The sequence below is a fragment of the Paraburkholderia nodosa DSM 21604 genome, assembly GCF_000519185.1.
Lineage (GTDB): Bacteria > Pseudomonadota > Gammaproteobacteria > Burkholderiales > Burkholderiaceae > Paraburkholderia > Paraburkholderia nodosa.
Map to the genome: position 1 here is coordinate 217,779 of NZ_JAFA01000005.1, position 19,144 is coordinate 236,922.

A 19,144-nucleotide genomic window follows, 5' to 3' on the forward strand; every position below is an offset into this window, starting at 1 on the left:
TATGGCAGCTAGCGAAGGAACGAGCGCACCGGGTCCGTCCGAGTACATTGCTCACCACTTGCAGAACTTTGCGACCTCGCACCAGACGTCGATCGTCGACTTCAGCGTCTGGAACATCGACACGTTGTTCTGGTCGATCCTGTGCGGCGTCGTGACTATCTTCATCCTGCGCCTCGCCGCGCGCAAGGCGACCCCGGGCGTACCGGGCCGCTTCCAGTGCGCCATCGAAATGCTGGTCGAGATGGTCGAGGACCAGTCCAAGTCCATCGTCCATGGCAACCGCGCATTCATCGCACCGCTCGCGCTGACCGTGTTCATCTGGGTCGCGCTCATGAACTCGCTCGACTTCATTCCGGTTGACCTGCCGGGCCGCGTGATCGGCTGGCTGGGTCTGTCCGAAGCACTGCCGCACCAGCGCATCGTTCCGACCGCCGACCTCAACGGCACGTTCGGCATCGCGCTCGGCGTGTTCGTGCTCATGATTTACTACAACCTCAAGATCAAGGGTCCTGGCGGCTTCGCACACGAGCTGCTCTCGGCCCCGTTCGGCGCGCATCCGCTGCTGTGGATCCCGAACCTTGCACTGAACATCATCGAGTTCGTCGCCAAGACGGTTTCGCTCGCCCTGCGGTTGTTCGGCAACATGTATGCAGGCGAGCTGCTGTTCCTGCTGATCGCGCTGCTGGGCGGTCTGTGGAGCTTCGGCGCGGACACGACGGTGCTTGGCTTCATCGGCCACGTGATTGCGGGCAGCGTCTGGGCGGTCTTCCACATCCTGATCGTTCTGCTGCAGGCGTTCATTTTCATGATGCTGACGCTGGTGTACATCGGCCAGGCACACGACAAGCACTAAGTGCTCGTCAAACCAGATTTGCAGTTTTAAATCCCCAGTTCCAGAAAATCTCAATAAGGAGTGATCATGCAAGCTTTCATCGCCAACATCCAGGGTTTCACGGCCATCGGTATCGGCATCATCATCGGCCTGGGTGCAATCGGCGCCTGTATCGGTATCGGCCTGATGGGCGGCAAGTACATCGAAGCCTGCGCACGTCAGCCTGAACTGATGAACCCGCTGCAGACGAAGATGTTCCTGCTGGCTGGTCTGATCGATGCGGCGTTCCTGATTGGCGTGGGTGTTGCAATGCTGTTCGCGTTCGCTAACCCGCTGCTCTCGAAGCTCGCGGGCTAAGTTCCCTGGAAGGTTGCGCCTGACCTATAACGGGTAGTGGGCGCATGGCGGAACGGGAGACGAGGCGCTGATCGAGTTCACAACCGATGAGCGCCTTGCCGTTTCAATTCCCCGGAATAGCAACGATTAAGGAAACACCGTGAATCTCAACGCAACCCTGTTTGCGCAAATGGTCGTGTTCCTGATCCTCGCGTGGTTCACGATGAAGTTCGTGTGGCCGCCGTTGATCAACGCCCTCGACGAGCGCTCGAAGAAGATCGCGGACGGCCTCGCCGCTGCGGAAAAGGGCAAGGCGGAACTCGAAGCGGCGCACAAGCGCGTCGGCGAAGAGCTCGCTACCGCCCGTAACGAGGGTCAAAGCCGTATCGCCGACGCTGAAAAGCGCGCGCTGGCCGTCGCAGAAGAAATCAAGGCCCAGGCACACGCCGAAGCGGCACGCATCATCGCCCAGGCGAAGGCCGACGCCGACCAGCAGGTCGTCAAGGCACGCGAAGTACTGCGCGCTGAAGTCGCCGCCCTCGCCGTGCAAGGCGCCGAGCAGATCCTGAAGCGCGAAGTCGATCAGTCGGCTCACGCCGAACTGCTGAATCAACTGAAAGCCGAGCTCTGATCATGGCCGAACTTGCAACCATCGCCCGCCCGTACGCAGAAGCATTGTTTGGCGTGGCCGAAGCTGGTGACACCGCCGCCTGGTCCACGCTCGTTTCGGAGCTGGCACAGGTTGCGGCCTTGCCCGAGGTGCAGTCGGTCGCGACGAGCCCGAAGGTGAGCCATGCCCAGGTCGCCGAGCTGCTGCTCGCGGCGGTGAAGTCGCCGGTCAAGGAATCGGCCGAGGTGAAGAACCTCGTGCAGATGCTGATCGAGAATCATCGCCTGGCACTGCTGCCGGAAATCCAGACGCAGTTCGAAGCGCTCAAGAACGCCAAGGCAGGTGCTGCTGACGCAGTGATCGTCAGCGCGTTCCCGCTCGAAGGCGCCCAGTTGAACGACCTCGTCGCCAGCCTCGAACGCAAGTTCAAATGCAAGCTGAAGCCGACCGTCGAGATCGACAACTCGCTGATCGGCGGCGTGCGCGTCACGGTCGGCGACGAAGTGCTCGATACCTCGGTCCGCGCGCGGCTCGCCAGCATGCAGGCGGCGTTGACCGCCTGAGCGCCTCGATTCTAAAAATCGGGCGCGGCGGCTGGCACGCAACAGAATTGAACATCAGGAGCGAATAATGCAACTCAATCCCTCTGAGATCAGCGAGCTGATCAAGAGCCGGATCCAGGGCCTTGAAGCGAGCGCAGACGTTCGCAACCAGGGCACCGTGATCTCCGTGACCGACGGTATCGTGCGTATCCACGGCCTGTCGGACGTGATGCAGGGCGAAATGCTCGAATTCCCGGGCAACACCTTCGGCCTCGCGCTGAACCTCGAGCGCGACTCGGTCGGCGCGGTGATTCTGGGCGAGTACGAGCACATCTCGGAAGGCGACATCGTCAAGACGACGGGCCGCATTCTCGAAGTGCCGGTTGGCCCCGAACTGATCGGCCGCGTGGTCGATCCGCTCGGCAACCCGATCGACGGCAAGGGCCCGGTCAACGCCAAGATGACCGACGCGATCGAAAAGATCGCTCCGGGCGTGATCTGGCGTGAAGGCGTGTCGCAGCCGGTGCAAACGGGTCTGAAGTCGATCGACTCGATGGTGCCGATCGGCCGTGGCCAGCGTGAGCTGATCATCGGCGACCGTCAGTGCGGCAAGACCGCAGTGGCCGTCGACACGATCATCAACCAGAAAGGCAAGGACCTCATCTGTATCTACGTCGCCATCGGTCAGAAGGCTTCGTCGATCCAGAGCGTGCTGCGCAAGCTCGAAGAAACGGGCGCGATCGAATACACGATCGTCGTTGCCGCTTCGGCTTCGGAATCGGCCGCGCTGCAGTACCTCGCGCCGTACGCCGGCTGCACGATGGGCGAATACTTCCGCGACCGCGGTCAAGACGCCCTGATCATCTATGACGACTTGACCAAGCAAGCCTGGGCATACCGTCAGATCTCGCTGCTGCTGCGCCGCCCGCCGGGCCGTGAAGCTTACCCCGGCGACGTGTTCTATCTGCACTCGCGTCTGCTCGAGCGCGCGGCGCGCGTGTCGGCCGACTACGTCGAGAAGTTCACGAACGGCGAAGTGAAGGGCAAGACGGGTTCGCTCACCGCACTGCCGATCATCGAAACGCAAGCCGGCGACGTGACCGCATTCGTTCCGACGAACGTGATCTCGATTACGGACGGCCAGATCTTCCTGGAAACCGACCTCTTCAACGCAGGCATCCGCCCGGCAATCAACGCCGGCGTTTCGGTGTCGCGTGTGGGTGGTGCGGCACAGACCAAGGTCGTGAAGAAGCTGTCGGGCGGTATCCGTACCGACCTCGCGCAGTACCGTGAACTGGCTGCATTCGCCCAGTTCGCATCGGACCTCGACGAAGCGACCCGCAAGCAGCTCGAGCGCGGCCGCCGCGTGACGGAACTGCTCAAGCAGCCGCAGTATCAGCCGCTGCAAGTGTGGGAACTGGCTGTTGCGCTGTTCTCGGCGAACAACGGCTACCTCGACGACATCGACGTCAAGGACGTCCTGCCGTTCGAAAAGGGCCTGCGCGAATACCTGAAGTCGAAGCACGCTGACCTCGTCGCGCGCATCGAGGACAAGAAGGACCTGTCGAAGGACGACGAGAACGCGCTCCACGCGGCTCTCAAGGACTTCAAGAAGTCCGGCGCATACTGATCCGTCCGGGAATCAATCACGATAAACGGACATTGAAGCGGCGCGGGGTTCGTTGAAACCCGCCTCGCTTCGATCAAGGAGCAAGCAATGGCTGGAATGAAGGAAATTCGCGGCAAGATCAAGAGCGTGCAAAACACGCGCAAGATCACCAAGGCGATGGAAATGGTCGCGGCGTCGAAAATGCGCCGTGCCCAGGAGCGCATGCGCGCCGCCCGCCCGTATGCCGACAAGGTCCGCGACATCGCTGCGCACATGAGCCGTGCGAACCCCGAGTACCGCCACCCGTTCATGGTGGAAAACACCGGTGCGAAGGTCGCAGGCGTGATTCTCGTCACGACCGACAAGGGTCTGTGCGGCGGGATGAACACCAACGTGCTGCGCGCGACGCTGCAGAAGTTCAAGGATCTGGAAGCATCCGGCACGTCGATCGAAGCAACTGCGATCGGCAGCAAGGGCCTCGGTTTCCTGAACCGTCTGCGCGCGAAGGTCGTCTCGAACGTTGTGCAACTCGGCGACACGCCGCACCTCGAAAAGCTGATCGGCGCGATCAAGGTGCAGCTCGACCAGTACTCGGAAGGCAAGCTTTCCGCCGTGTACCTCGCGTACACGCGCTTCGTCAACACGATGAAGCAGGAGCCGGTGATCGAGCAACTGCTGCCGCTGTCGGCCGAGCGTCTCGAAGCGAATGACGACGGCACGACGCCGAAGTCGGCGTGGGACTACATCTACGAGCCGGACGCGCAAACCGTCGTGGACGAACTGCTGGTGCGCTATGTCGAAGCCCTGGTCTATCAGGCCGTGGCGGAAAACATGGCTTCGGAGCAGTCGGCCCGTATGGTGGCGATGAAGGCGGCGTCGGACAATGCGAAGACGGTCATCAACGAACTGCAGCTTTCGTACAACAAGAGCCGCCAGGCCGCGATTACGAAGGAACTTTCGGAAATCGTCGGCGGCGCAGCAGCCGTCTGATAAGCGCGAACCGATTGCGAAACCGCGCCGGTGTGAGCCGGTGAGCGAGTGAAGAATTCAGGTATCTAAAGGAAAATCGATGAGTACAACTGCTTTGGTAGAAGGCAAGATCGTACAGTGCATCGGCGCGGTGATCGACGTGGAATTCCCGCGCGAGACCATGCCGAAGATCTACGACGCGCTGATTCTCGAAGGGTCGGAACTGACCCTGGAAGTGCAGCAGCAGCTGGGCGACGGCGTTGTCCGCACCATCTGTCTGGGTTCGGCTGACGGCCTGCGCCGCGGCACCGTGGTCAAGAACACGGGCAACCCCATCCGCGTGCCGGTCGGCAAGCCGACCCTCGGCCGTATCATGGACGTGCTCGGCCGTCCGATCGACGAAGCGGGCCCGATCGTGAGCGAAACGACGCGCTCGATCCACCAGAAGGCTCCGGCGTTCGACGAGCTGTCGCCGTCGGCGGAACTGCTCGAAACCGGCATCAAGGTGATCGACCTGATCTGCCCGTTCGCAAAGGGCGGCAAGGTGGGTCTGTTCGGCGGTGCTGGCGTGGGCAAGACCGTCAACATGATGGAGCTCATCAACAACATCGCCAAGGAACACGGTGGTTTCTCCGTGTTCGCCGGCGTGGGCGAGCGTACCCGTGAGGGCAACGACTTCTACCACGAAATGAAGGACTCGAACGTTCTCGACAAGGTCGCGCTGGTGTACGGCCAGATGAACGAGCCGCCGGGCAACCGTCTGCGCGTCGCGCTGACCGGTCTGACGATGGCCGAGCACTTCCGTGACGAAGGCCTCGACGTGCTGTTCTTCGTCGACAACATCTACCGTTTCACGCTGGCTGGCACGGAAGTGTCGGCACTGCTCGGCCGTATGCCGTCTGCAGTGGGCTATCAGCCGACGCTGGCTGAAGAAATGGGCAAGCTGCAAGAGCGCATCACGTCGACCAAGAAGGGCTCGATTACGTCGGTTCAGGCCGTGTACGTCCCTGCGGACGACTTGACCGACCCGTCGCCGGCTACGACCTTCGGCCACCTGGACGCAACCGTCGTGCTGTCGCGTGACATCGCCTCGCTGGGTATCTACCCGGCAGTCGACCCGCTCGACTCGACCTCGCGCCAGATCGACCCGAACGTGATCGGCGAAGAGCACTACTCGATCACGCGCGGCGTGCAGCAAACCCTGCAGCGCTACAAGGAACTGCGCGACATCATCGCGATTCTGGGCATGGACGAACTGTCGCCGGAAGACAAGCTGACCGTCGCCCGCGCTCGCAAGATCCAGCGTTTCCTGTCGCAGCCGTTCCACGTCGCGGAAGTCTTCACGGGCTCGCCGGGCAAGTACGTGCCGCTGAAGGAAACGATTCGCGGCTTCAAGATGATCGTTGGCGGCGAATGCGATCACCTGCCGGAGCAGGCGTTCTACATGGTCGGCACGATCGACGAAGCCTTCGAAAAGGCCAAGAAGATCCAGTAAGGGTTGAGTTGCAGGCAACAAGGCGCGGCGCTTCATTCGTGAGGCGCATCGCCTTCGCAACCCACTCAAGCTGTGCATGGGACCGGAGTAAGCGCTAAAGCGCCAACTCCGATCGACACAGGAGTCGACACATATGGCAGCAACCATCAAGGTAGACGTCGTCAGCGCCGAAGAGAGCATCTTCGACGGCCAGGCGAAGTTCGTCGCGCTTCCGGGCGAGGCGGGCGAGCTGGGCATTCTGCCGGGCCACACGCCGCTCATCACGCGTATTCGTCCGGGCGCCGTGCGCATCGTGGCGGAAGACGGCGGTGAAGAGTTCGTGTTCGTCGCCGGCGGCATTCTCGAAGTGCAGCCGGGCGCCGTCACGGTGCTCGCCGACACCGCGATCCGCGGCAAGGATCTCGACGAGGCGAAGGCCACGGAAGCGCGCAAGCGCGCTGAAGAGACGCTGCAGAACGCGGGCTCGAACCTCGAGTACGCCACCGCCCAGGCCGAGCTGGCCTACGCGGTCGCGCAGCTCGCGGCGATCCAGCGCCTGCGCAAAATGAACCAGCACTAATCGGTTCTCGTACGCGCGCCCTTGTGGCGCCGCGTTCGAAGCGAAAAGGGCTCCCCAACCGGGGAGCCCTTTTTGCATTTGCGCGCCGCTGAGCGGGCACGGCCCAATGGCATCGCGCTGAAAAACACGGCATAAATGCCGTGGGCCACGGTGGTCGACAAAAACGCTCTGACATACTTGACGTTTACGGAAAGGTAATGCCAAATCATGCGTTCGCAGCCGGCCCAGACCCTGCGGGTAAGACTTGATGCCGCCCCCGGGAAAGCCGGTGGCACAATGGTTTTCAAATTCATTTCAAACGCGGGAGTGACGCTCCCCAGGAGACAGCCATCATGGCAATCGACGCAGCAGGCGCGCGCGCCGCGCCCGGTGTACATGAGCCGCTCATCGCGCCGAAAGACGGGCTTTCCTACGTGCGAGGCACGACCGACGTGCCGCTCAGCGACGCGACCCTCGGCACGTTCCTGCAGGAGACCGCGAACCGGGTTCCCGAGCGGCCTGCCGTGGTGTTCCGCGAGCAGGGTATCCGCTGGAACTGGCGCGAGTTCGCCGCCGAAGTGGACGTGCTCGCAGCCGGCTTCGCCGAGCTAGGCATCGTCAAGGGGGATCGCGTCGGCATCTGGTCGCCCAATCGCGTCGAGTGGTTGCTCACCCAGTTTGCGACCGCGCGGATCGGTGCGGTGCTCGTCAACATCAATCCCGCCTATCGCCTCGCCGAACTCGAATACGCGCTGAACAAGGTCGCCTGCAAGGCGATCGTCTCGGCCGAGAGCTTCAAGACCTCGAAGTATCTGGAGATGCTGCAGACGCTCGCCCCCGAGCTTGCGAGCGCCACGCCCGGCCAGTTGCAGGCCGCGCGCCTGCCCGAACTGCGCGCGGTCGTGCGCATGTGCGACACAGCCACGCCCGGCATGCTCTGCTTTAGCGAACTCGTGGAGATGGGCCGTGAGCGCATCGCCCGCGACGGCACGGCGTGGCTCGACGCGATCAACGCGACGCTATCGCCCGACGAGGCCATCAACATCCAGTTCACGAGCGGCACGACCGGCAATCCGAAGGGCGCGACGCTCACGCACCGCAACGTGCTCAACAACGGGCGTTTCATTGCCCAGGCGATGCGCCTCACGGAAGAAGACTCGCTCTGCATTCCGGTGCCGCTCTATCACTGCTTCGGCATGGTGCTCGCGGTACTCGCGTGTGTATCCGTTGGCGCGAACATGGTGTTCCCGGGCGAGGCTTTCGATCCGCGCGCGACGCTCGAAGCCGTCTCGGAAGAGGGCTGCACGGCATTGCACGGCGTGCCCACGATGTTCATCGCGGAACTCGATCATCCGGAGTTCGCGCGCTTCGATCTTTCGAAGCTGCGCACGGGCATCATGGCCGGCTCGCCGTGCCCGATCGAGACGATGAAGCGCGTGGTCTCGAAGATGCATCTCGCCGAAATCACGATCGCCTACGGCATGACGGAAACGAGCCCGGTGTCGTTCCAGAGTTCGACCACCGACCCGCTCGACAAGCGCACGACCACGGTGGGCCGCATTCAGCCGCATCTCGAAGTGAAGATCGTCGACGCGCTCGGCAATACTGTGCCGGTGGGCGAAACGGGCGAGCTGTGCACGAAGGGCTATTCGGTGATGCAGGGCTACTGGGGCGACGCAGAGAAGACGGCCGAGTCGATCGTCGATGGCTGGATGCATACGGGCGATCTCGCGACGATCGACGCCGAAGGCTACTGCAACATCGTCGGCCGTCTCAAGGACATGCTCATCCGCGGTGGCGAGAACATCTATCCGCGAGAGATCGAAGAGTTTCTGTTCCGCCACCCGAAGGTGCAGTCGGCGCAGGTGTTCGGCGTCCCCGATGCGAAGTACGGCGAGGAAGTGTGCGCGTGGATCGTGCTGCGTCCGGGCGAAGCGGCAACGGCGGAGGAGATTCAGGCGTTCTGCCAGGGGCAGATTGCGCACTACAAGATCCCGAAGTACATCCGCTTCGTCGACGAACTGCCGATGACCGTGACGGGCAAAGTGCAGAAGTTCGTGATGCGCGCGCGCATGATCGACGAACTCAAGATCAGCGAGCAGAAGACGGCTTGATACGTGGTTTGATGCCATGCCGCGGCGGGCGATGGATGGCGCCGCGGCAGCTTTTCAGCGCGCGCCAAAAATAGTCGGGAAACCGAACGATTGTCTGGCGCTGGAGGAGTGGGAGTCGAACGATGCCTGTTGAATAACGAAACGTACAGGCGAAAAAAAAGCGGGCCTGGAGCCCGCTAAAAACCACACGCTACGGGGTTAGCGCGAGGAGACCAAAGGAGGAGCCGGGTCATGAAACGTCTTCGACGCCGGTCACGGCTCCAACAAGGATGCCCCTCGAGAGGGCTTCGGCGTAGGGCCGACCGGCTGGTGTTTTGTGTCCGCTCACACTGGCACCGCGCCACATCCGTGTTGAAACCGTTGAAGGCATTGTGGGCGAATTAAGATAGGTTCGCGGTAACAAAGTGTTTCAGGTTGTAACGCCCGTCAGATAAGGCTCTGCGGCGCTTTTTGCCATCCTGAGCGTTTCGCGGAAGTCATTTTTACCGCTATTTTTCGCGGCTGTTTGACAGCCTTGACGGCAATTCGCGCTCGCGGATTCGAATTGCATGAAGGAAGGCCCACGGTATGGGCCTTTTACGCACGACGCGCACCGTACAGAATTACCGGCTGCGCACATGCGCAATGCGTCGACATTGCGCTCGTGCGCGAAATGCAAACTTTGCGCGCCGCGTGTCACCCCATCTTCTGCAACTCATCGTAGCAATTCGAAGGGCCATAACAATGCGGCGCGATTCAACACCTCACTTCAGCCACTTGTCGGAGATTGCCTGATATTCGCCGCTCGCGCGCGCAAGGTGCAGCCACTGATCGACATACTGCTGGAACGCCACGTCGCCGCGCGGCACCATCCACGCTTTCTCGCCGTATTGAAAGGGCTTGTCGGGATGCACCGAGCACAGGCCCGGATTGAGCTTCTGCTGCAGCATGGTCTCGGAGGCGTCGGTCACCATCACGTCGGCTTTGCCCGCGAGGATCTGTTTGAAGATCGTCACGTTGTCCGGATACATGATGAGATTCGCATGCGGCAGGAACTGCTTCGCGAAGCGCTCGTTCGTGCCGCCAGGATTCATGATCACGCGCACCGAAGGCTGGTTGATCTGCGCAACGGTCTGGTACTTCTTGACGTCTTCACATCGCACGATCGGCGTCTTGCCGTCGACCTGATAAGCCTCGGTAAAGAACGCGCGCTTCTGGCGTTCGAGCGTCGTTGAGACACCGCCCACCGCAACGTCGCATTTCGCGAGGAAGTCGTTCATGAGGTTCGACCACGACGTCTTCACGAACTCGGCCTTCACGCCCAGCGACTTCGCAAGCGACTGGGTCATGTCGATGTCGATGCCTTCGAACGTGCCGTCCTGCCTGTAGAACGAGTAGGGCTTGTAGTCGCCGGTCGTGCAGGCGCGCAGCGTGCCGCGCGCGATGATTTCGTCGAGGCGCGAAGGGGCGGTGGCGGTCTGCGCACCGTTGGCGGCTGTGCCGGCGGACTGGCTCGTGGCGCACGCGCTCAGCAAAGCGGCGCTAACGATCGTCAGGCCGAGGACGGCTTTTTTCATCGTGTCTCCAGATCTGGTTTTGATTGATGTAATGTTTTGGAAAGCCGTCTGATGATAGTCCTCGCGTACGCGGCAGATAAGCGCGGACTTACCTGGGTAGGCAACGACCTATACTTCAGTGTCGTTGCGCTGTTTGATCCCACCCATCAGCGGCATGGCGCGGCGCACGCTCCGGTAAAATGCCCGCTTGCTTCCGAACCTTGGCGCGACTTCGCGCATCCAGCACGTGGCCCACACTCTCCTGAACGACACCTTCCTGCGCGCGCTGCTGCGCCAGCCGACCGAGTACACGCCGATCTGGCTGATGCGCCAGGCAGGCCGCTATCTGCCCGAGTACAACGCCACGCGCAGCCGCGCTGGCAGCTTCCTCGGCCTCGCGAAGAATCCCGATTACGCGACCGAGGTCACGCTGCAGCCGCTCGAGCGCTATCCGCTCGACGCCGCGATCCTGTTCTCCGACATCCTCACGATTCCGGACGCGATGGGCCTCGGCCTCTCGTTCCAGGCGGGCGAAGGGCCGAAGTTCGCGCACCCCGTGCGCACTGAAGAAGACGTGGCGCGACTCGCCGTGCCGGATATCGACGCGACGCTCGGCTACGTGACCGACGCCGTGCGCGAAATTCGCCGCGCGCTCACCAACGCTGAAGGGCGCCAGCGTGTGCCGCTGATCGGCTTTTCGGGCAGCCCGTGGACGCTTGCCTGCTACATGGTCGAGGGCGGCGGCTCGGACGACTTCCGCACCGTGAAGTCGATGCTGTACGCGCGCCCGGACCTCATGCAGCGCATTCTCGAAGTCAACGCGCAGGCAGTGGCGGCCTATCTGAACGCGCAGATCGAAGCCGGTGCGCAGGCCGTGATGATCTTCGACACCTGGGGCGGCGCGCTCGCGGACGGCGCGTATCAGCGCTTCTCGCTCGCGTACATCGCGCAGGTGGTGGCGCAGCTCAAGCGCGAGCACGATGGCGAGCGCGTGCCTGTGATCACGTTCACGAAGGGCGGCGGGCTCTGGCTCGACGAAATCGCCAATACGGGCGTGGACGCCGTTGGCCTCGACTGGACCGTCAACCTTGGCCGCGCGCGCGAGCGCGTGGGCGAGCGCGTGGCGCTCCAGGGCAATCTCGACCCCACGGTGCTGTTCGCTTCGCCGGCCGCGATTCGCGAGCAGGCGCGCGCGGTACTGGACAGCTTTGGCGCGCACCCGGGTCACGTGTTCAACCTCGGCCACGGCATTTCGCAGTTCACGCCGCCCGAAAGCGTGGCCGAACTCGTGGACGAAGTGCATCGTCACAGCCGCGCGATTCGCGCGACCGGCGCGTGACTTTTTTGGTGCGTCGCAGCAAGCTGGGCTCCGGGCGTCAGGGTATGACCGGGCTCAAGAGGCCATCCAGACGCCATCGCGGTCCTGTCAAGACTTGACTTATACACACTTGCCTCGTTGCGGCGCGCAAGAGGGAAAGGTTGTCGCAGGCGCCCGTTCAGGTCTGCGCAGAATCAATCAGACCCTTGACAGACAAGGCTTTCGGCGCTCCACGGCGCTCTGTGCGGTATCCCACATAACGACCACGCGCCGGCGCGCTGCGGTGGCGGCCGGGAAGTTCTCAACAAAGTTATCCACAGGCGCAGATTCGGGGGCGCGATTGTTCTGCGGAATCCAAAACTTAGCGCGAAATCTAAAGTATTACTTTAGGTTTGCGTGTCTGTGCGCTAGCGTACGGAACTTCCCTGGGAGTCAGGCATGACAGGGCAGTACGTGCGCGTGGCGCTGGACCATCCATTGGATGCGCTCTACGACTATCGCTATGGCCTCGACAGCGCGCCCGAGCCCGGCATGCTCGTGCGCGTGCCGTTCGGGCGTCGCGACGTGGTCGGCCTGATCTGCGAAGTGAACGCTCACAGCGACGTGCCCGCGAACAAGCTCCGTGACGTGAGCGCGGTATGCGCCGCCTGTCCGCCGCTTTCGGCGCAGTGGCTCGCGCTGGCCGGCTTTGCCGCCGACTACTATCAGCGGGGTCTGGGCGAGGTCGCCTTGCCGGCGCTGCCGCAGGCGTTGCGCGATCCGTCGCGCTGGGCGCGCCTGCTCGCCCCCGAGGAGCGCTACCGTCTGTCGCCGCAAGGGCGCGCCGCGCTGCCCGACGCCTTGCCGGCGCGCGCCCAGGCGCTGCGCCGTCTCGCGCAGGCGCTTGCCGACGCCGGCGAACTCGACGCCGCCGCGGCCCGCGCGCTGCATCCCAAGGCGATTGCGACGCTCGAAGCCTGGTGCGAAGCCGGCTGGGTCGAGCATGAATCCATCGAGTTCGGCACGGCCGCAAGCGTGGCCCACAACGCCGCGCAGACTATCGCCGTGGTGGAAGTCCCGCGCCTGAGCGACGAGCAGGCCGACGCCGTGGAAGCCATCGGCGCGGCGAGCGGCTTCGCGCCCTTCCTGTTGCACGGCGTGACGGGCAGCGGCAAGACCGAGGTCTATCTGCGCGCGCTCGCGGCGCTGCTCGAGCGCGACCCGGGCGCCCAGGCGCTCGTGCTGGTCCCGGAAATCAATCTCACGCCGCAGTTCGAGGCGGCCTTTCGCACGCGCTTCGCGGCCACGCTCGCCGACGAGGCCATCGTCACGCTTCACAGCGGCCTCGCGGAAGGCGAGCGCGCCCGCAACTGGCTCGCGGCGCACACGGGCCGCGCACGCATCGTGCTCGGCACGCGGCTCGCGGTGCTGGCCTCGCTGCCGCGTCTCGCGATGCTCGTGGTCGACGAGGAGCACGACCCCGCCTACAAGCAGCAGGAAGGGCTGCGCTACTCGGCGCGCGACCTCGCGGTATGGCGTGCCAAGCAGCTGGGCGTGCCGGTCGTGCTGGGCTCGGCCACGCCGTCGCTCGAAAGCTGGTGGCAGGCCGAGCAGGGCCGCTACACGCGCCTCACGCTCTCGCGCCGCGCGATTGCCGACGCGGTGCTGCCCACCGTCAAGCTGATCGATCTCGAAGAGGAGCGTCGGCGCGGCCGCGCTTCGTTCGAAGGGCTCTCCGGGCCTTTGGTCACGGCGATGAAGGCTCGGCTCGAGCGCGGCGAGCAGAGCCTCGTGTTCCTGAACCGTCGCGGTTACGCACCCACGCTCGCGTGCGACGCCTGCGGCTGGGTGGCGGGCTGCCCGCGCTGCAGCGCGTACGTCGTGCTGCACAAGCCTGAGCGCGCGCTGCGCTGCCATCACTGCGGCTGGGAATCGCGCATTCCGCATTCGTGTCCCGAGTGCGGCAACGTCGACATCGCGCCGATGGGGCGCGGCACGCAGCGCATCGAGGAGGCGCTCGCGAGCGCGGTGCCGGGCGCGCGGGTGCTGCGCATCGACGCCGACAGCACGCGCCGCAAGGGCAGCGCGCAGGCGCTTTTCTCCGACGTGCACGCGGGCGAAGTCGACATCCTGGTGGGCACGCAGATGATCGCAAAGGGGCACGACTTCCAGCGCGTGTCGCTCGTTGGCGTGCTGAACGCCGACAATGCGCTCTTTTCACATGATTTCCGGGCCGGCGAGCGCCTGTTCGCGCAGTTGATGCAGGTGAGCGGGCGGGCGGGGCGCGCCGGACTGGCCGGCGAGGTGCTCGTGCAGACGCGCTATCCGCGCCACGCGCTCTATCACGCGCTGGCGCGCCAGGACTATGTGGGGTTTGCGAATACGCAGGTCGCGGAGCGGCGCGACGCGCACCTGCCGCCGTTCGTCTATCAGGCGTTATTGCGCGCCGAAGGGCGCACGCTGGAGGCGGCGCTGGCGTTTCTCGCCCAGGCCGCGGAGGCGCTCACCGGGATTCCGGGCGCCGAGCGTGTCATGGCCTACGACGCGGTGCCGCTCACCATCGTGAAGGTGATGAACGTGCATCGCGCGCAACTGCTCGTGGAAAGCCAGTCGCGTGCCGCGCTGCAGGCAACGCTGCGCGCGTGGCAGCCCGCGCTGCGCGCGTTGCGCGGCGTGCTGCGCTGGAATCTCGAAGTCGATCCGCTCGACATCTAGCAGCGGACAGCAGCCGGCCTGACCCCGTTGCCGCAACAGCGGGGCCACTCGGCATCAACTTCCCGTTTCCTGCCTCACTGGCCGACGGTATCGGCCACTTCCCTGCGCGCCGCGCGCTTCAAGCTCATGCGGCGTTCATCCGGCGCCGTCGCGCCGCGCATGAACAGCACGGCGCACATGGCGCACATCGTCCAGATCCCTGCGATTACCAGCAGCTTTTCCATTTTCCGGTCCCTACGCTCTTTCTTGTGATCAACAACCCCCGCTCTGTTTGTATAACGGCACGGCCGCGGAATCGATTAGGGTTGTCCAGCGTGTTGTTGGGCCAGGGAAAATACCGAGCGCAACCCGTGCGGCCCGGTGGGCGGACATCGGCCGCAAACCCAGGCTGCACAAGGCCTCAACCGTGGTGCAACCATTTTGAGAGAGTGGTTGCACCTTTTTATTGGTAGGGTTACGATTCGCCAACTTTTTGGTCACCGCCGGTGCGGGTCTGCCGGCATACGAAGGAAACATGGCTAGCACCACACTTGGCGTCAAAGTCGACGATCTCCTCCGCTCCCGCCTCAAGGACGCCGCCACGCGGCTCGAGCGCACGCCGCACTGGCTCATCAAGCAAGCCATCTTTGCCTATCTCGAGAAAATCGAGCACGGCCAGCTGCCTCCGGAACTCAATGGCCATGTCGGTGCGACCGATCTCGCCGAAGGTGCTACCGCTGACGACGACGAAGCGGCATCGCACCCGTTCCTCGAATTCGCGCAAAACGTGCAACCGCAGTCGGTGCTGCGCGCGGCCATCACGGCCGCGTACCGCCGTCCGGAGCCAGAGTGCGTGCCGTTCCTGATCGGCGAAGGGCGCCTGCCGGCCAACCTCACGGGCGACGTGACGAAGCTCGCCACGAAGCTCGTGGAAACGCTGCGCGCGAAAGGCACGGGCGGCGGTGTGGAAGGGCTGATTCACGAGTTTTCGCTGTCCAGCCAGGAAGGCGTGGCGCTGATGTGCCTCGCCGAAGCGTTGCTGCGCATTCCCGACCGCGCCACGCGCGACGCGCTCATTCGCGACAAGATCAGCAAGGGCGACTGGAAATCGCACGTGGGCCACGCGCCGTCGCTGTTCGTGAACGCCGCCACGTGGGGCCTCATGATCACCGGCAAGCTCGTCACGACGAACAGCGAGACCGGTCTGTCGTCGGCGCTCACGCGCATGATCGGCAAGGGCGGCGAGCCGCTGATCCGCAAGGGCGTGGACATGGCCATGCGCCTGATGGGCGAGCAGTTCGTCACGGGCGAGAACATCTCCGAGGCGCTGGCCAACAGCCGCAAGTTCGAAGCGCGCGGTTTCCGCTACTCGTACGACATGCTCGGCGAAGCCGCGACGACGGAAGCCGATGCCCAGCGCTACTACGCCTCGTACGAGCAGGCGATCCACGCCATCGGCAAGGCCGCGGGCGGCCGCGGCATCTACGAAGGCCCGGGCATCTCGATCAAGCTCTCCGCGCTGCACCCGCGCTACTCGCGCGCGCAGCAGGAACGCACGATGGGCGAGCTGCTGCCGCGCGTGCGCGCACTCGCCGTCCTCGCTCGCCGCTATGACATCGGCCTCAATATCGACGCCGAAGAAGCCGACCGCCTCGAACTCTCGCTCGACCTGCTCGAAGCGCTCTGCTTCGATCCGGAACTCGCGGGCTGGAACGGCATCGGCTTCGTGGTGCAGGCTTACCAGAAGCGCTGCCCGTTCGTGATCGACTACATCGTCGATCTCGCGCGCCGCAGCCGTCACCGCATCATGGTGCGCCTCGTGAAGGGCGCCTACTGGGATACGGAAATCAAGCGCGCCCAGGTGGATGGCCTCGAAGGCTACCCCGTGTACACGCGCAAGATCTACACGGACGTGTCGTACCTCGCCTGCGCGAAGAAGCTGCTCGGCGCGCCTGATGCCGTGTATCCGCAGTTCGCCACGCACAACGCGTACACGCTCTCGGCGATCTATCACCTCGCGGGCCAGAACTACTATCCCGGCCAGTACGAATTCCAGTGCCTGCACGGCATGGGCGAGCCGCTGTACGAAGAAGTCACGGGCCCGCTCTCGCAGGGCAAGCTCAACCGTCCGTGCCGCGTCTACGCGCCGGTCGGCACGCATGAAACGCTGCTCGCGTATCTCGTGCGGCGTCTGCTCGAAAACGGCGCGAACACGTCGTTCGTGAATCGTATCGCCGATGCCTCCGTGCCGGTCGCCGAGCTGGTCACGAACCCCATCGACGACGCCGCCAAGGTCGTGCCGCTCGGCGCGCCGCACGCGAAGATTCCGCTGCCGCGAGAGCTGTACGGCAGCGAGCGCTTCAATTCGATGGGCCTCGATCTCTCGAACGAGCATCGTCTCGCGTCGCTTTCGTCGGCGCTGCTGGCTAGCGCGCATCATCCGTGGCGCGCCGCGCCGATGCTCGCCGACACCGATATCGCAGACAGCGCTGCACGCGACGTGCGCAACCCCGCCGATCATCGCGATCTCGTCGGGACCGTGGCGGAAGCCACGAGCGAGCACGTGAGCGCCGCGCTCTCGCACGCCGTGGCCGCCGCGCCGATCTGGCAGGCCACGCCCGTCGAAGCGCGCGCCGATTGCCTCGCACGCGCCGCCGATCTGCTCGAAGCGCAAATGCATACGCTGATGGGCCTGATCGTGCGTGAAGCGGGCAAGTCGCTGGCAAACGCCGTGGCCGAAATCCGCGAAGCGATCGACTTCCTGCGCTATTACTCCACGCAGATCCGCGAAGAGTTCTCGAACGACACGCATCGCCCGCTCGGCCCCGTGGTGTGCATCAGCCCGTGGAACTTCCCGCTCGCGATTTTCATGGGCCAGGTGGCGGCCGCGCTCGCAGCCGGCAACACGGTGCTCGCGAAGCCCGCTGAACAAACGCCGCTGATCGCCGCGCAAGCGGTGCGCATCCTGCGCGAAGCCGGCGTGCCGGCGGGCGCGGTGCAACTGCTGCCGGGCAACGGCGAAACCGTGGGCGCGGCGCTCGTCGCCGATCACCGCACGCGTGCCGTGATGTTCACGGGCTCGACCGAAGTCGCGCGCCTCATCAACAAGACGCTTTCCGAGCGACTCGACTCCGAAGGCCGCCCGATTCCGCTGATCGCCGAAACCGGCGGCCAGAACGCGATGATCGTCGATTCGTCGGCGCTCGCGGAGCAGGTCGTGGCCGACGTGCTGCAAAGCGCGTTCGACTCGGCCGGCCAGCGCTGTTCCGCGCTGCGCGTGCTGTGCCTGCAGGACGACGTGGCGGACCGCACGCTCGAAATGCTCACGGGCGCGATGAAGGAACTCGCGGTGGGCAACCCCGACCGCCTCTCGACCGACGTCGGCCCCGTGATCGACATCGACGCGAAGCGCGGTATCGATACGCACGTCGCCGGCATGCGCGAAAAGGGCCGCAAGGTCCAGCAGATGCCGACGCCCGACACCTGCGCGCAAGGCACGTTCGTGCCGCCCACGCTCATCGAGCTCGACAGCCTCGACGAACTCAAGCGCGAAGTGTTCGGCCCGGTGCTGCACGTAGTGCGCTATCGCCGCAGCCAGCTCGACAAGCTGCTCGAGCAGATCCGCGCAACGGGCTACGGCCTCACGCTCGGCATTCACACGCGTATCGACGAAACGATCGCGCACGTGATCGGCCGCGCGCACGTAGGCAACATCTACGTGAACCGCAACGTGATCGGCGCGGTGGTGGGCGTGCAGCCATTCGGCGGCGAAGGCCTCTCGGGAACGGGTCCGAAGGCGGGTGGCGCGCTGTATCTTTCGCGTCTGCTCGCGAAGCGTCCGGCTGGTTTGCCGAAGTCGCTCGCGGATGTGCTCGTCGTCGACGCGCCGCAAGGTCCTGAAGGCAACGGCGCGCCGCAATCGGCCCAGTCCGCGCTCACGACGCTGCGCGACTGGCTCATTGCCGAGCGCGAGCCCGCGCTCGCGGCACGCTGCGACGGCTACCTCGAATACGTGCTCGCGGGCGCCACGGCGGTTCTGCCGGGCCCGACGGGCGAGCGCAACACCTACACGCTTTCGGCGCGCGGCACGGTGCTGTGCGTGTCATCGACGGCCACGGGCGCCCGCGCGCAACTCGCCGTTGCGCTCGCAACGGGCAACCGCGCGCTGTTCCAGGGCGCGGCAGGCGAAGCGCTGGTGAGCGCATTGCCGGCGGCACTGAAGGCGCACGTGGCGATCAAGAAGACGGCGGATGCCGACTTCGACGCAGTCCTCTTCGAAGGCGACAGCGACGAGCTGCTCGCACTCGTGAAGGAAGTGGCCAAGCGTCCTGGCCCGATCGTCTCGGTGCAGGGCGTGGCAGCGCACGCGCTCGCCAACGGCGATGAAGATTACGCTCTCGAACGACTGCTCGCGGAACGTTCGGTCAGCGTGAATACGGCAGCAGCAGGCGGTAATGCAAATTTGATGACGATCGGTTAAGCACAAGCGATACTGTCGGTCGTCTCAAGACAAGGAAGCGGCAAGGCCCATAGAAACCGAAGCCGCTCGTTTGATACCTGGTACCAAGGAGAA

General features: G+C 64.3%; 14 protein-coding genes. 12 read left to right on the forward strand and 2 right to left on the reverse strand.

Annotated elements, in window-relative coordinates; translation table 11 throughout:
• Position 1 precedes the first annotated feature (1 nt).
• The 9 genes from atpB to A3CW_RS0109295 all read left to right on the forward strand — a co-directional run bounded on the left by atpB (position 2) and on the right by A3CW_RS0109295 (position 9,045).
• Positions 2-853: a F0F1 ATP synthase subunit A gene (gene atpB, locus A3CW_RS0109255; protein WP_035512639.1), complete on the forward strand. Its 852-nt coding sequence runs from the start codon at positions 2-4 to the stop codon at positions 851-853.
• A gap of 66 nt (positions 854-919) precedes the next feature.
• On the forward strand, positions 920-1,189 hold the full coding sequence (atpE, locus tag A3CW_RS0109260) for a F0F1 ATP synthase subunit C (protein WP_028203308.1): 270 nt from the start codon (positions 920-922) through the stop codon (positions 1,187-1,189).
• A gap of 139 nt (positions 1,190-1,328) precedes the next feature.
• A complete protein-coding gene (locus A3CW_RS0109265; RefSeq protein WP_028203309.1) occupies positions 1,329-1,799 on the forward strand; it encodes a F0F1 ATP synthase subunit B in 471 nt (156 codons plus the stop codon).
• A gap of 2 nt (positions 1,800-1,801) precedes the next feature.
• On the forward strand, positions 1,802-2,341 hold the full coding sequence (locus tag A3CW_RS0109270) for a F0F1 ATP synthase subunit delta (RefSeq protein WP_028203310.1): 540 nt from the start codon (positions 1,802-1,804) through the stop codon (positions 2,339-2,341).
• Between the two features lie 67 nt (positions 2,342-2,408).
• The gene (gene atpA, locus A3CW_RS0109275) at positions 2,409-3,950 is read left to right on the forward strand and encodes a F0F1 ATP synthase subunit alpha (RefSeq protein ID WP_028203311.1); all 1,542 of its coding nucleotides are present in this window, start codon (positions 2,409-2,411) and stop codon (positions 3,948-3,950) included.
• Between the two features lie 87 nt (positions 3,951-4,037).
• Entirely contained in the window at positions 4,038-4,919 is an 882-nt protein-coding gene (gene atpG / locus A3CW_RS0109280; RefSeq protein WP_028203312.1) for a F0F1 ATP synthase subunit gamma, read from the forward strand.
• Between the two features lie 79 nt (positions 4,920-4,998).
• On the forward strand, positions 4,999-6,393 hold the full coding sequence (gene atpD, locus A3CW_RS0109285) for a F0F1 ATP synthase subunit beta (protein WP_028203313.1): 1,395 nt from the start codon (positions 4,999-5,001) through the stop codon (positions 6,391-6,393).
• A gap of 133 nt (positions 6,394-6,526) precedes the next feature.
• A complete protein-coding gene (locus tag A3CW_RS0109290) occupies positions 6,527-6,952 on the forward strand; it encodes a F0F1 ATP synthase subunit epsilon (RefSeq protein WP_028203314.1) in 426 nt (141 codons plus the stop codon).
• A gap of 332 nt (positions 6,953-7,284) precedes the next feature.
• Complete coding sequence (locus tag A3CW_RS0109295) at positions 7,285-9,045, forward strand: AMP-binding protein (RefSeq protein ID WP_051481336.1); 1,761 nt, start codon at positions 7,285-7,287, stop codon at positions 9,043-9,045.
• A 743-nt stretch (positions 9,046-9,788) separates the two neighbouring features.
• Here the strand turns inward: A3CW_RS0109295 and A3CW_RS0109300 are convergent.
• On the reverse strand, positions 9,789-10,601 hold the full coding sequence (locus A3CW_RS0109300) for a transporter substrate-binding domain-containing protein (protein ID WP_028203316.1): 813 nt from the start codon (positions 10,599-10,601) through the stop codon (positions 9,789-9,791).
• 226 nt (positions 10,602-10,827) lie between these two features.
• Here A3CW_RS0109300 and hemE point away from each other — a divergent pair, with 226 nt between their 5' ends.
• Positions 10,828-11,919 carry a uroporphyrinogen decarboxylase gene (hemE, locus tag A3CW_RS0109305; RefSeq protein ID WP_028203317.1) on the forward strand — a complete coding sequence of 364 codons (1,092 nt, stop codon included), beginning with the start codon at positions 10,828-10,830 and terminating at the stop codon, positions 11,917-11,919.
• 417 nt (positions 11,920-12,336) lie between these two features.
• Positions 12,337-14,592, forward strand: coding sequence for a primosomal protein N' (locus A3CW_RS0109310; RefSeq protein ID WP_028203318.1), 2,256 nt, complete (start codon positions 12,337-12,339; stop codon positions 14,590-14,592).
• Between the two features lie 74 nt (positions 14,593-14,666).
• Here A3CW_RS0109310 and A3CW_RS53265 read toward each other — a convergent pair whose 3' ends face one another.
• Entirely contained in the window at positions 14,667-14,816 is a 150-nt protein-coding gene (locus tag A3CW_RS53265; RefSeq protein WP_165979378.1) for a hypothetical protein, read from the reverse strand.
• A gap of 290 nt (positions 14,817-15,106) precedes the next feature.
• Here A3CW_RS53265 and putA point away from each other — a divergent pair, with 290 nt between their 5' ends.
• Complete coding sequence (gene putA / locus A3CW_RS0109320; RefSeq protein WP_028203319.1) at positions 15,107-19,051, forward strand: trifunctional transcriptional regulator/proline dehydrogenase/L-glutamate gamma-semialdehyde dehydrogenase; 3,945 nt, start codon at positions 15,107-15,109, stop codon at positions 19,049-19,051.
• Positions 19,052-19,144 lie beyond the last annotated feature (93 nt).

Coding starts and splice junctions, on each gene's coding strand:
- atpB (WP_035512639.1), top strand. CDS start 2: ATGGCAGCTAGCGAAGGAACGAGCGCACCGGGTCCGTCCGAGTACATT.
- atpE (WP_028203308.1), top strand. CDS start 920: ATGCAAGCTTTCATCGCCAACATCCAGGGTTTCACGGCCATCGGTATC.
- A3CW_RS0109270 (WP_028203310.1), top strand. CDS start 1,802: ATGGCCGAACTTGCAACCATCGCCCGCCCGTACGCAGAAGCATTGTTT.
- atpA (WP_028203311.1), top strand. CDS start 2,409: ATGCAACTCAATCCCTCTGAGATCAGCGAGCTGATCAAGAGCCGGATC.
- atpG (WP_028203312.1), top strand. CDS start 4,038: ATGGCTGGAATGAAGGAAATTCGCGGCAAGATCAAGAGCGTGCAAAAC.
- atpD (WP_028203313.1), top strand. CDS start 4,999: ATGAGTACAACTGCTTTGGTAGAAGGCAAGATCGTACAGTGCATCGGC.
- A3CW_RS0109290 (WP_028203314.1), top strand. CDS start 6,527: ATGGCAGCAACCATCAAGGTAGACGTCGTCAGCGCCGAAGAGAGCATC.
- A3CW_RS0109295 (WP_051481336.1), top strand. CDS start 7,285: ATGGCAATCGACGCAGCAGGCGCGCGCGCCGCGCCCGGTGTACATGAG.
- A3CW_RS0109300 (WP_028203316.1), bottom strand. CDS start 10,601: ATGAAAAAAGCCGTCCTCGGCCTGACGATCGTTAGCGCCGCTTTGCTG.
- A3CW_RS0109310 (WP_028203318.1), top strand. CDS start 12,337: ATGACAGGGCAGTACGTGCGCGTGGCGCTGGACCATCCATTGGATGCG.
- A3CW_RS53265 (WP_165979378.1), bottom strand. CDS start 14,816: ATGGAAAAGCTGCTGGTAATCGCAGGGATCTGGACGATGTGCGCCATG.
- putA (WP_028203319.1), top strand. CDS start 15,107: ATGGCTAGCACCACACTTGGCGTCAAAGTCGACGATCTCCTCCGCTCC.